Genomic DNA, 11,916 nt, shown 5'->3' with positions numbered 1-11,916 from the left:
CAAGATGAGATTTCCCATTGCGCAAGCAAGTAAGATCCCTCAAAGACGATGAGGTAGATAGGTTCGAGGTGGAAGCGTGGCGACACGTGCAGCTGACGAATACTAATCGATCGAGGACTTAACCAAATATGTATGCGGAATCCTTGCATGTTCCGGTGTCGTTTATCCAGTTTTGAGCGAACAAGCTCAACCAAATAGTCCAGTGATGATGGCAAAGAGGCCACACCCGTTCCCATCCCGAACACGGCAGTTAAGCTCTTTTGCGCCGATGGTAGTTGGGGGTCTCCCCCTGTGAGAGTAGGACGTCGCTGGGCTATTCTATGTTTTCTTTTTGTACCTAATGATTCTTTTACCTTGCTTCCATAGCTCAGCAGGTAGAGTGCTTCCATGGTAAGGAAGAGGTCACCGGTTCGAATCCGGTTGGAAGCTTTTATTCTTTTTAGGAGTTTCTTGGCAAGAAGTTAAACATATTTATTTTTGTAAGGCCCCTTGGTCAAGCGGTTAAGACACCGCCCTTTCACGGCGGTAACACGGGTTCGAATCCCGTAGGGGTCACCATTTTTGGAGGATTAGCTCAGCTGGGAGAGCATCTGCCTTACAAGCAGAGGGTCGGCGGTTCGATCCCGTCATCCTCCACCATGTTTTTCATAAGTTTATACGGTGGGGTAGCGAAGTGGCTAAACGCGGCGGACTGTAAATCCGCTCCTTCGGGTTCGGCAGTTCGAATCTGCCCCCCACCACCAGTTTTCTTTTATCCATTATTGGGGTATAGCCAAGCGGTAAGGCAACGGGTTTTGATCCCGTCATGCCCTGGTTCGAATCCAGGTACCCCAGCCATTTTTACTATGAGCCATTAGCTCAGCTGGTAGAGCATCTGACTTTTAATCAGAGGGTCGAAGGTTCGAATCCTTCATGGCTCATTTTTCAAATTCCTTGCGCCTGTTCAGCGCGGGGCCTTAGCTCAGCTGGGAGAGCGCGTCGCTGGCAGTGACGAGGTCAGGGGTTCGAGCCCCCTAGGCTCCATTGTTCCATGTGTATTTGTACTATCCATGTGTAAAAAACCCGTATCCATTTACTTGGATACGGGTTTTTTTTAGCTTCCGATGTATTCGGACTGTGGTCGGAAAATGACGTTATTTTCTTGTTGCTCCAACGCATGGGCGGTCCATCCGACAATACGAGCGACACTGAAAGTTGGTGTGAACAGCCCTGTCGGCATGGCGATCGACCGCATGATGGCTGCTGCATAGAATTCGACATTGGTATAGAGCGCACGGCCGGGTTTGCGCTCATTGAGCAACTCAATGATACGGGTCTCAGCAGCAGCAGCCAAATCGAGCCACGAGTCCTCCCCTTGGAGTTCCAGACACTTGTTTCGAAGAACAATGGACCGGGGATCTTGGGTCCGGTAGACCCGGTGGCCGAAGCCCATGATTTTTTCGCCACGGTCAAGCTTGTCCGCAATCACGGAGTTGATGCGATCTTCGGATTTTATTTCGTCGAGCAGATCGATGACACCTGATGGCGCACCGCCGTGAAGTGGACCTTTCATGGCACCAAGGGCTGAGGCAACTGCGGACACGAGATCGGATTCAGTGGATATGGTGACACGTGCTGCAAATGTAGAAGCATTCATGCCGTGCTCCATAGTCAACTTCAAATAGGTTTCAAGTGCTTCTCTTTGTGCGCTAGTCGGCTCTTGCCCATTGATCATCCATAGATAATTTGCTGTATGTCCCAAATCGTCTCTCGGCTGCACAGGTTCTTGTCCGCTTTGAAGGCGGTAAAAGAGGGCGGTGATTACCGGGAGTGCTGCTGTAAGCGCAATGGCCTGTTCTTTAGGAGATAAGGCTTGATATTCAGCATGCGTATAAGAGGATACCAGCGTTCGCATGGCATCCATCAAGGGAGTTTCTTGCGGCAGGAGTTGAGCGATTTTGACAACGTGTGCCGGCAATTTCCGGTGGGCAGCTAATTGCTGGTGAAGCTGTTTTAGTTGGGCCGCATCGGGCCATTGGCCATCCCACAAGAAATAGGCGGTTTCTTCAAACGATTTTCCATCGATGGCGGTCTGCACCAACTCTCCTCGATAACGTAATTCTCCCCGGTCTCCATCGACCGAGACAATGGCTGTTTGCACAGCTACTACACCTTTCAATCCTTGTTGAAACATGAGAAACTCCTCCTTTTCTTTTAGTTTACTCCCATAATTTGATAAAAAAAATTAAAGATATATAATTGAATCAATTAAGAATAGTAATCGAAATGAGGAATGTCATGGAAGTCCAATGGTTAAGAACCTTCGTGGACGCTGCAGAAACCTTGAACTTCAGAATGAGTTCGGAACGTTTGATGATGTCACAGCCTAGTGTTACTGTCCATATCCGTTTGTTGGAGGAAAGTCTTGGTCTTCCACTGTTTAAGCGCAGCCATAATCGTGTATCGTTGACAGAAGAAGGCCGGCATTTTAAAGAAAGAGCGGTAAAAGTGCTGGAACAATTGGACAGCAGCGTTGAAGAACTGCATTCCTTCGCACAAGGCTATCGCAAAAAATGGATATTGGCGATTTCTCCTTTAATGGCCGAAACGATTTTGCCTTATGTATTGAAGTCGTTTACAGAGCAGCATCCAGATATGGAGCTAGTGATCCGTGTAGAAGAATCTGAACACATTGAGGCCTTAGTTGACTCCGAAGAGGTGTCGGCTGGCATTTCGGCTTTGCCGCCTATTGGCCGCAGCATTGCTCAGCATATTGTATATAATGATCCACTGCTGTTTATCCTGCCAAGAGATGCCTATGACGATGAGACAGGCCCGGCAGTTTCAGTAGAGAATACTTTGCGGACAACTGTATTGTTCACGCACCACCATCCTGTTTTCTGGGAAGAGCTTTTAGGAAAGCTGCGGCTTCATGTGCCTGGCATCCGAACGATGAAAGTGACACAAGCCCATATTGCTAAAAGATTTATCCAAGAAGGCTTAGGCTCTTCATTTTTGCCAAAGTCGATGGTTCGTCGGGAACTGCTTGAAGGGCGGTTAATGGAAGCGCATTTCGGCTTATTTCCTTTGCCCGTCGTTTCTACTTATTTTTTAACGAAACACATGGGCATGCTGGAACAGGATTTTATGCGGCGTATTCAATCAGTGTATTTTACTTAAAGGGAGAGATCGGGATGATTATTGAATCGGATGGCATTCGTTTGCGTTTATTGAAGAGGGATGATTTTGAAGCATTATGGGCTTTGCATACACCGGAGATCTTTGAATACATGCTCAATAAAGTCGAAGTTTTCGAAGACTTGGTTACTTGGTTGGAGGCGGGCCTAAACCAGTCCAATGTCCTTATTTTTGCAGTAGAGAATCCTCAAACTGACGAAATTATCGGCACCACACGTATATATGCAATTGATGAGACTCATAAAAGCTGCGAGATCGGGGCCACATTCTACGCAAAATCAGCCCAGCGGACGCATGTCAATACGGCGGTCAAACGGGCATTGCTCAGTTATTGCTTCGAAGAACGAGGGATGATTCGGGTGCAATTTAAAACAGACGCCGAAAATATCCGCTCGCAGAAGGCGATCGAACGCATTGGTGCCTTCAAAGAAGGAATACTTCGCAATGAACGCATACGCTCAACCGGCAAACCGAGAAATGCGGTTGTGTATTCAATTATCGTCAGAGACTGGCCGAAAGTGAAAAAAGAGCTTGCGAAAAAAGTGAATAAATATACCTGATTTTGTACAGTTGAGCCAAAGAGACCTTAGCGGTTACAATGAATCTATCTTGCTAAGGGGGTATAAAATTATGAATAAATTAAATATATCTATTATTGGAGTTCCGATGGACCATGGTCAAAATCGTCGCGGTGTCGACATGGGGCCAAGTGCTATCCGGTACGCTGGAGTTGTCGATCGTATCGAAGAATTGGGTCACAGCGTTTCAGATGAAGGGGATATCCAGATTGGCCAGGCAGACGGCAGTGTCGATACATCAACAAACTTGCGTAATTTGAAAGCGATTACGGAAGCGACAGAAGCACTTGGCGATAAAGTATTTGAAGTTGCAGAAGCAGGCAATTTTCCACTAGTGCTGGGCGGCGACCACAGTATTGCAATTGGTACTCTTTCCGGAATTTCCGAGCGCCACGAAAACTTGGGCGTCATCTGGTATGATGCACACGCTGACATGAACACCAGCGATACGTCACCATCTGGCAACATCCATGGCATGCCGCTTGCAGCAAGCTTTGGACATGGCCATGAAAAACTGACGAACATCCGCGGGTATTCACCAAAAGTGAAGCCTGAAAATATTGTCATCATCGGGGCGCGTTCAGTAGACCCGGGCGAGCGTGAATTGATCAAAGAGCGCGGAATCCGCGTCTACAGCATGCACGAAATCGATAAAATAGGCATGAATGCAGTCATCGAAGATTCTATCCGTTACTTGAAAGAAGAACGCAAAACGGATGCGGTCCATTTGTCATTGGACCTTGATGGAATTGACCCGATGTACACACCAGGAGTCGGCACACCGGTTCCAGGCGGCATCAGCTACCGCGAAAGCCATTTAGCGATGGAAATGCTGTTTGATGCAGGCATTATCACATCTGCTGAATTTGTGGAAGTCAATCCGATTCTTGATGAGAAAAACCGTACGGCCGATGTAGCAGTAGCATTGATCGGTTCATTGTTCGGCGAAAAATTATTGTAATCAAAGACAGGCGAAAGCCTGTTTTTTTTTATGCAAAAAAATCGGAAACTTTTTAAAATAAAAAACGTCACAAAATTAGTTGGATTTATTTGGGTATTGTCTGATACGATGGAATAAGAAAAAATAATTGAAACCTTTTAAGTTAATGCACGTATATAAAGTACAGCCGCATAGGCGGAGGGAAATGAGATCATGGATGCGTTAGTCAATAAACGAATAGCTAAAGTATTAAAAGGCGATCAGAACGCATTCGCCGAAATCGTGGAGCTTTACCAGCACCAGCTGTATCAGATCTGCTACCGGATGCTTGGCAACAAGCAGGAAGCAGAAGATATCGCTCAGGAAGCTTTTATGCGCGCTTATGTCAATATCCACACGTTTGACCAGAAGCGGAAATTTTCGACCTGGCTGTACCGCATCGCCACCAATCTGTGCATCGATCGGATCCGCAAAAAAAAGCCGGATTACCATTTGGATGCTGAAGTGCGTGGAACGGAAGGCCTGAATATGTATTCGGAAATTGCCAATAATGATGAGCTTCCGGAAGAAGAGTTGATGAGAATGGAAGTACAGGAGCGGGTACAGTACGAGATTAGCCGCTTGCCAGATAAGTACCGTGCCGCTATTGTATTAAAGTATATTGAAGAATTGCCGCTGGCGGAAATCAGTGAAATCCTGGATTTGCCGTTGGGTACGGTGAAGACGCGTATACACCGAGGGCGAGAGGCTCTTCGTAAGCAATTGAGCAATTTGTAGGAGGCGAGCACGATGAATGCGTGTCCGGAAAACGTAATTTACTTAATGGACGATTACCTGGATGGAGATATCAGTCCGAGCGATGAACAACTCTTTAAAGAACACTTAGAGAACTGCCCGGATTGCAGAAAGCAGTATCAGGAATTGAGCAAAACAATAGCATTTGTCCAAAGTGCATCACATATACAGGCACCTTCCGATTTTGTCCAGAAAACCATGGGACGGCTGCCGAAAGAAAGACAGCGTGCAGGCGTTCAGCGTTGGTTCAGAAGACACCCGATGCTGGCAGCTGCAGCGTTGTTCTGCATATTGATGAGTGCGGCATTAATGTCGAACTTTAACGACGATCAGCATTTTTCCTTTACCAAGCAGCCAAATTTGGTGGTGGAAGGACAAACGGTGATCGTTCCTGAAGGACAGACAATAGTCGGCGACTTGACTGTGCGTAATGGAGATTTGCGTGTGGAAGGCGAGCTTCAGGGAGACGTCACCATCGTGAATGGCCAATACATGGCATCAAGCGGCGTTATTACCGGTGAAATCGAGGAAATCGATAAAGCATTCGAATGGTTGTGGTACACCATAAAAAACGGTTTCAAGGATGCAGCCGCTATTTTTGATACAGATGGCAGCCAAACAACAGAGTAAAACCCATCCTCTCCTAAAGGATGGGTTTTTTCTATGAAGGCAAGCCCAATTCACTTATGATATACTGATTGTATATGCAGATGTAGAAAAGCGAGGGTTGCAGATGCCTTTTTTGGAGAATTTAACAGACCAAACACCACTCGAACTTCTATGGAATATTATTGATATTTTATTAGTTTGGTTCGTTATCTATAAATTGATCACCGTTATCAAGGGAACGAAGGCCGTTCAATTGCTGAAAGGGATCTTTGTCATTATTATTGCACGCCTCGTGACACAAGCACTCAATTTGGAAACCTTGGGCTGGATCATGCAGCAGGTGCTCGAATGGGGCTTCCTGGCCATCATTATCATTTTTCAGCCGGAATTGCGCCGTGCACTTGAACAGCTCGGCCGCGGCAAGCTGTTCTCCAGCAGTACACTAAATGAAGAGTCCGAACGCAACCGGCTGATCGAGGCGATGTCCAAATCCGTCAGCTATATGGCGAAGCGGCGAATTGGGGCATTGGTGTCGATTGAACGCGAAACCGGGTTGAGCGAATACATCGAAACGGGAATCCCGATGAATTCGGATATTACATCCGAACTGATGATCAATCTATTCATTCCGAACACACCGCTGCACGATGGAGCCGTGATTGTACAAAAAAACCGGATTGCCGCAGCAGCCTGCTATTTGCCGCTGTCTGAAAGTCCGTTCATTTCAAAAGAACTGGGGACGCGCCATCGTGCCGCCCTTGGCATCAGTGAAGTGACCGATGCGATTACCATTGTCGTGTCGGAAGAAACAGGCGCCATCAGCCTGACGGCGAATGGCGATTTGCACCGCAATTTGTCACTTGAAGACTTCGAAGTGAAGCTGCGCCGAATCTGGTTTGGTGCAGAGCAGCAGGAAGTCGCTTCTTCCTGGTGGAATTGGAGGGGAAAAAAGAATGGATAAGATGATGGACAATCGCTGGTTTTTACGGATTACGGCGCTGCTGTTAGCCTTCCTTTTATTCTTTTCGGTGAAGGCGGAAGACAATTCCGCGGGAACGACGGACACCAGCCGGACCTCGGAAGTGATTGAAGATGTTGAACTTGAGGTATATCATGACAATAGCCTGATGGTCAGCGGAGTACCAAAAACAGCTGATCTGCATTTAAACGGCCCTGTCAGTATTATACAGACCGCCCGTCAATTGGAAGACTTCACGTTGTTTGTGGATTTGCGAAATTTACCGGTAGGGGAGCACCAAGTCCCGATCCAAAGTGAAAATCTGTCTGAGCAATTAAACATTCGGGTGGATCCGGCGTTCGTCAATGTAGTGATCGAAGAGCGAGTATCACAGGAATTTCGTATTGATCCGGAAATAAATGATCGGATGCTGGCGGATGGCTTTATTCTCGAAAGCGTTTCTGTTGATCCGGAAACAGTGACAGTGACCGGCCCGAGAAGTGTAATTGACGCCATCAGCTTTGTTAAAGCAACGGTTTCCGGTGAACGGGGAGTAAATAAATCCTTTACGACTCCGGCACGTGTCCGTGTGTTAGCAGAAGATTTGACGAAGCTCGAAAATGCGGAGATTGAACCACAGGAAGTTGAAGTGGATGTCGATGTCGTTGAATACAGTAAGGTAGTGCCCGTAAGAGTTGAAGCGACAGGTGAATCTCTTCCAGGCATCACCATCAACGGCTGGAGTACGGCCACCGAAGAAATTGAAATTTTCGGGCCTCAGACCATTGTGGACGAGATTACAGAATATGTTGTCGAAGTGGATGCAGGAAACGTCACAGCTAACGATGACACAGTAGAAGTAGAGCTGAAAATTCCAGCTGGAGCTTCAGCTGTTTCACCCGCACAAGTTACGGTAGAAGCGGAAACGGTCGTCGATGATACTGTGGAGCAGCCGGAAGATCTTGGAGATGGAGAATAACTTTAAGTTACAATGCCGTAAAGGCTTTGAATAAGATAAAAAAGCGAAAGCTTAACTAAACCAATCAGAAGCAAATGATTGAAGGAGCGAAAAGTGGAATGGGAAAATATTTTGGAACAGATGGAGTACGGGGAGTTGCCAATACGGAGTTAACTCCTGAACTGGCCTTTAAATTAGGGCGAATTGGCGGGTATATTTTAACAAAAAGTGCAAAAGACAAACCAAAAGTGCTGATTGGCCGTGATACACGGATTTCAGGCGAAATGCTGGAAGGTGCTTTGGCTGCAGGATTGCTATCGGTAGGAGCGGAAGTGATGCGTCTTGGCGTCATCAGTACACCAGGCGTCTCTTATTTGACGCGTGTCATGAGTGCTGAAGCAGGTGTCATGATCTCGGCTTCACATAACCCGGTAGAAGACAACGGCATCAAATTCTTCGGTTCTGACGGCTTCAAGTTGTCGGACGCGCAGGAAGCGGAAATCGAAGCCTTGCTTGACAGCGAAGAAGATCTATTGCCTCGTCCGACTGGAGGAGATCTTGGCAGCATCACGGATTATTTCGAGGGCGGCCAAAAATACCTTCAGTACTTGAAACAGACAGTCGATGAGGAATTTGATGGCATCCACGTTGCGCTCGATTGTGCACACGGGGCGACATCTACACTGGCGACGCATGTATTTGCGGATCTGGACGCAGACATCACATCGATGGGCGCTTCACCGAACGGACTGAACATTAACGCAGGAGTGGGGTCGACCCATCCTGAGAAATTAGCAGAGCTGGTAATTGCTAAAGGTGCAGATATCGGACTTGCATTCGACGGCGATGGCGATCGCTTGATTGCAGTGGATGAAAAAGGCAAGATCGTAGATGGCGATCAGATCATGTACATTTGCGCGAAGCATTTGCATTCAGAAGGCCGCCTCAAGAAAGATACAGTGGTTTCGACTGTTATGAGCAATATGGGCTTCTACAAGGCCCTAGAAAGCCATGGCATGAAGAGCAACAAGACCGCTGTCGGCGACCGTTATGTAGTGGAAGAAATGAAGAACAACGGCTATAATCTGGGCGGCGAGCAATCAGGCCATATCATTTTCCTGGATTACAATACAACGGGCGATGGTTTATTGACGGGTCTTCAGCTTGTCAATATCATGAAAATCACCGGCAAGAAATTGTCCGAGCTGGCTTCTGAAATGACCATCTTCCCGCAAAAACTTGTTAACATCCGCGTAACCGATAAACATGCGGTTACAGATAATGCAGATGTGGCAGCAGTAATTGCAGATGTGGAATCAGAAATGAACGGCAACGGCCGTGTACTTGTGCGTCCATCCGGTACCGAGCCATTGGTGCGCGTGATGGTGGAAGCAGCTTCTGCAGAAGACTGTGAAAACTACGTGGAACGCATTGCGGAAGTTGTCCGCAGTGAAATGGGCTTGAGCTAATCGAATAAAGTAATCTGGAGACCGTAAGCATTCTTGCTTACGGTCTTTATATGGTTGATATCCCGTCAAGCAACTTCATAGCAGCTGAATCGGTTTGTCGAACGAATTCTTTTATTTTCTTAGACATTTATGAAGAAATATAAAAAATAGTAAAAGGAAAAAGAGCCAATTAACGGAAAAAAATGATGATATATACCTAAATAACTATATGCTTTAATTGACGGGAATGTGTGAAGGCTGTATGATGATAGAGTCGGTTTACGACCGCAGAAAAAGGGGGATAGATATAATTGCGAGGAAAACAATTACAGCGCCTGTACTGAAGAAATCGGACGGACCAGTCATCTTCAGTAGACGAGGAGAAGGAGTATCGAGATTTCGGCGGATACCTTCCGGCCGTGAAGCCCGGTCGTTATGTCCATTCTTAAAACAGTCGAGCAATCGATTGGACAACAAGGTGGATGGGCTCAAGCAGTAGTGTTTAGGAACCAAATAAACACTACATTATGATTCATAAAAACGGAGGAATTAAACTATGTGTGGAATTGTTGGGTATATTGGAGAAAATGATTCAAAAGAAATTCTATTAAAAGGCTTGGAGCGCTTGGAATATCGCGGTTATGACTCAGCAGGAATTGCTGTCCGTAATGGCAAAGGCGTAACAGTTTTCAAAGAAAAAGGGCGCATTGCAGATCTTCGCGGCGTCGTGGAAGAAGAAGTGATGGGCAATACGGGAATCGGCCATACACGCTGGGCTACTCACGGCAAGCCGAACCGTGTGAATGCTCACCCGCATCAAAATACGTCAGACCGCTTCACAATCGTTCATAACGGCGTGATTGAAAACTATCACCACATTCAGCGTGACTATTTAGCTGGTGTGTCTATGGAGTCGGATACGGATACGGAAATCATCGTTCAATTGATCGGTAAATTCGTTGAAGAAGGCCAAACAACACAAGAAGCTTTCAGTAAAGCTCTTACCTTACTGAAGGGTTCATATGCAATCGCGTTGTTGGATGCAGAAGAAGAGCAAACGATTTTTGTAGCGAAAAACAAGAGCCCATTGCTTGTAGGACTTGGCGAAGATTTCAACGTCGTGGCATCTGATGCGATGGCTATGCTTCAATTGACAGATCAGTTTGTTGAATTGATGGATAAGGAAATCGTCATCGTCCGTAAAGACAGCGTGGAGATTTTAACTTTGGAAGGCGAAGTGGTTAGCCGCTTGCCATTCACTGCGGAAATTGACATGAGCGATATTGAAAAAGGGACTTACCCTCATTACATGCTGAAGGAAATTGACGAGCAGCCAGCGGTTGTCCGTAAAATTGTTCAAGCATATCAGGACGCAAACGATAAATTGACGATCCAACCGGAAATCCTGGAAGCGATGCAGGCTGCTGACCGTATTCACATCATCGCAGCCGGAACAAGCTATCACGCTGGATTGATCGGTAAAGAATATATTGAAAAATTAGCAGGAATTCCGGTTGAAGTGCATGTTTCAAGTGAATTCGGCTACAACATGCCATTATTGTCGGAAAAACCATTGTTCATCTTTATTTCTCAATCAGGCGAAACAGCAGACAGCCGCCAAGTATTGGTGAAAATCAAAGAACTTGGTCATGCGTCATTGACCATTACAAACGTTGCGGGGTCTACCTTGTCACGCGAGTCTGACCATACATTATTGTTGTATGCAGGACCTGAAATTGCGGTTGCATCAACAAAAGCCTATACAGCTCAATTGGCTGTATTGTCTATCTTGGGTGCGGTAACAGCGGAAGCACGCGGCATCGATATCGGCTTTGATTTGGTTCAAGAGTTGGGAATCGTCGCCAACGCTATTCAAGCACAAGTTGATGCAAAAGAGGAAATGGAACAGATTGCTGCAGACTACTTGTCTACAACGCGCAATTGCTTCTTTATCGGCCGCGTGATGGATTATTTCGTTGGACTTGAAGGTTCATTGAAATTGAAAGAGATTTCATACATCCAGGCTGAAGGATTTGCCGGAGGCGAGTTGAAGCACGGAACGATCGCATTGATCGAAGAAGGTACACCGGTTATCGCACTTGCGACTCAAGAAGCGGTTAACTTGAATATCCGCGGCAACGTTAAAGAAGTAGCAGCGCGCGGCGCCCACACATGCATCATTTCAATGGAAGGCTTGCAGGAAGAAGGCGACAGCCTGGTCTTGCCGAAAGTCAACGAATTGCTGTCACCGCTTGTATCGGTCATTCCGATGCAGTTGATCAGCTACTACGCAGCGCTTCACCGCGACTGTGATGTTGATAAGCCACGTAACCTTGCGAAGTCTGTAACAGTGGAATAAGCGAAAACAGAATACCCCTTTGGAGGTCTCTCCGAAGGGGTATTTTGCTGTCTTCTGGAACAAAAAATTGTAATAATGTTTTTCTACTTTACTA

Annotated in this window: 10 protein-coding genes, 7 tRNA genes and 2 rRNA genes; 18 read left to right on the top strand and 1 reads right to left on the bottom strand. The window is 46.5% G+C overall.

Going from position 1 to position 11,916, the window contains the following annotated elements:
- The 9 genes from FQV26_RS16380 to FQV26_RS16340 all read left to right on the top strand — a co-directional run.
- Positions 1 to 126, top strand: a 23S ribosomal RNA gene (locus FQV26_RS16380); the annotation flags it as partial.
- Positions 127 to 198: 72 nt separating this feature from the next.
- Positions 199 to 314, top strand: a 5S ribosomal RNA gene (gene rrf / locus FQV26_RS16375).
- 42 nt (positions 315 to 356) lie between these two features.
- A tRNA-Thr gene (locus FQV26_RS16370) sits at positions 357 to 429 on the top strand.
- A 54-nt stretch (positions 430 to 483) separates the two neighbouring features.
- A tRNA-Glu gene (locus tag FQV26_RS16365) sits at positions 484 to 558 on the top strand.
- 5 nt (positions 559 to 563) lie between these two features.
- Positions 564 to 639 (top strand) — tRNA-Val (locus tag FQV26_RS16360).
- Between the two features lie 20 nt (positions 640 to 659).
- A tRNA-Tyr gene (locus FQV26_RS16355) sits at positions 660 to 743 on the top strand.
- Positions 744 to 762: 19 nt separating this feature from the next.
- Positions 763 to 837 (top strand) — tRNA-Gln (locus tag FQV26_RS16350).
- A 10-nt stretch (positions 838 to 847) separates the two neighbouring features.
- Positions 848 to 920, top strand: a tRNA-Lys gene (locus FQV26_RS16345).
- A 30-nt stretch (positions 921 to 950) separates the two neighbouring features.
- Positions 951 to 1,023: transfer RNA gene (locus FQV26_RS16340), tRNA-Ala, on the top strand.
- A gap of 70 nt (positions 1,024 to 1,093) precedes the next feature.
- On the opposite strand, the gene FQV26_RS16335 is transcribed toward FQV26_RS16340, so the two are convergent.
- Positions 1,094 to 2,173, bottom strand: a complete 1,080-nt coding sequence (locus tag FQV26_RS16335) for a citrate synthase/methylcitrate synthase (protein ID WP_146558832.1) — start codon at positions 2,171 to 2,173, stop codon at positions 1,094 to 1,096.
- 104 nt (positions 2,174 to 2,277) lie between these two features.
- Between FQV26_RS16335 and FQV26_RS16330 the strand changes: the two genes are divergently transcribed.
- The 9 genes from FQV26_RS16330 to glmS all read left to right on the top strand — a co-directional run bounded on the left by FQV26_RS16330 (position 2,278) and on the right by glmS (position 11,822).
- The gene (locus tag FQV26_RS16330; RefSeq protein ID WP_146558830.1) at positions 2,278 to 3,159 is read left to right on the top strand and encodes a LysR family transcriptional regulator; all 882 of its coding nucleotides are present in this window, start codon (positions 2,278 to 2,280) and stop codon (positions 3,157 to 3,159) included.
- A 14-nt stretch (positions 3,160 to 3,173) separates the two neighbouring features.
- Positions 3,174 to 3,737, top strand: coding sequence for a GNAT family N-acetyltransferase (locus tag FQV26_RS16325; RefSeq protein WP_146558828.1), 564 nt, complete (start codon positions 3,174 to 3,176; stop codon positions 3,735 to 3,737).
- Between the two features lie 70 nt (positions 3,738 to 3,807).
- Positions 3,808 to 4,716, top strand: coding sequence for an arginase (gene rocF / locus FQV26_RS16320; RefSeq protein ID WP_146558826.1), 909 nt, complete (start codon positions 3,808 to 3,810; stop codon positions 4,714 to 4,716).
- Between the two features lie 192 nt (positions 4,717 to 4,908).
- Positions 4,909 to 5,472 (top strand): RNA polymerase sigma factor SigW, encoded by a 564-nt coding sequence (gene sigW / locus FQV26_RS16315; protein WP_146558824.1) that lies wholly within the window; start codon positions 4,909 to 4,911, stop codon positions 5,470 to 5,472.
- Positions 5,473 to 5,484: 12 nt separating this feature from the next.
- Entirely contained in the window at positions 5,485 to 6,120 is a 636-nt protein-coding gene (locus tag FQV26_RS16310) for an anti-sigma factor family protein (protein ID WP_146558822.1), read from the top strand.
- Between the two features lie 103 nt (positions 6,121 to 6,223).
- Complete coding sequence (gene cdaA, locus FQV26_RS16305) at positions 6,224 to 7,060, top strand: diadenylate cyclase CdaA (RefSeq protein WP_146558820.1); 837 nt, start codon at positions 6,224 to 6,226, stop codon at positions 7,058 to 7,060.
- Positions 7,053 to 8,036: a CdaR family protein gene (locus FQV26_RS16300; protein ID WP_146558818.1), complete on the top strand. Its 984-nt coding sequence runs from the start codon at positions 7,053 to 7,055 to the stop codon at positions 8,034 to 8,036. Before cdaA ends, FQV26_RS16300 begins: the two co-directional genes overlap by 8 nt.
- A 98-nt stretch (positions 8,037 to 8,134) precedes the next feature.
- A complete protein-coding gene (glmM, locus tag FQV26_RS16295; protein WP_146558816.1) occupies positions 8,135 to 9,484 on the top strand; it encodes a phosphoglucosamine mutase in 1,350 nt (449 codons plus the stop codon).
- Between the two features lie 535 nt (positions 9,485 to 10,019).
- A complete protein-coding gene (gene glmS, locus FQV26_RS16290) occupies positions 10,020 to 11,822 on the top strand; it encodes a glutamine--fructose-6-phosphate transaminase (isomerizing) (protein WP_146558814.1) in 1,803 nt (600 codons plus the stop codon).
- Positions 11,823 to 11,916 lie beyond the last annotated feature (94 nt).

It is taken from the genome of Planococcus sp. CPCC 101016 (genome assembly GCF_007859295.1).
Classification (GTDB): domain Bacteria; phylum Bacillota; class Bacilli; order Bacillales_A; family Planococcaceae; genus Planococcus.
Note: the sequence above shows the minus strand (reverse complement) of the source record. Positions and strands in the feature narration are given on the sequence as shown.

What these genes read in the sequence shown, in the direction of transcription:
- FQV26_RS16335 (WP_146558832.1), bottom strand. Translation starts at nt 2,173, where the DNA reads ATGTTTCAACAAGGATTGAAAGGTGTAGTAGCTGTGCAAACAGCCATT.
- FQV26_RS16330 (WP_146558830.1), top strand. Translation starts at nt 2,278, where the DNA reads ATGGAAGTCCAATGGTTAAGAACCTTCGTGGACGCTGCAGAAACCTTG.
- FQV26_RS16325 (WP_146558828.1), top strand. Translation starts at nt 3,174, where the DNA reads ATGATTATTGAATCGGATGGCATTCGTTTGCGTTTATTGAAGAGGGAT.
- rocF (WP_146558826.1), top strand. Translation starts at nt 3,808, where the DNA reads ATGAATAAATTAAATATATCTATTATTGGAGTTCCGATGGACCATGGT.
- sigW (WP_146558824.1), top strand. Translation starts at nt 4,909, where the DNA reads ATGGATGCGTTAGTCAATAAACGAATAGCTAAAGTATTAAAAGGCGAT.
- FQV26_RS16310 (WP_146558822.1), top strand. Translation starts at nt 5,485, where the DNA reads ATGAATGCGTGTCCGGAAAACGTAATTTACTTAATGGACGATTACCTG.
- cdaA (WP_146558820.1), top strand. Translation starts at nt 6,224, where the DNA reads ATGCCTTTTTTGGAGAATTTAACAGACCAAACACCACTCGAACTTCTA.
- FQV26_RS16300 (WP_146558818.1), top strand. Translation starts at nt 7,053, where the DNA reads ATGGATAAGATGATGGACAATCGCTGGTTTTTACGGATTACGGCGCTG.
- glmM (WP_146558816.1), top strand. Translation starts at nt 8,135, where the DNA reads ATGGGAAAATATTTTGGAACAGATGGAGTACGGGGAGTTGCCAATACG.
- glmS (WP_146558814.1), top strand. Translation starts at nt 10,020, where the DNA reads ATGTGTGGAATTGTTGGGTATATTGGAGAAAATGATTCAAAAGAAATT.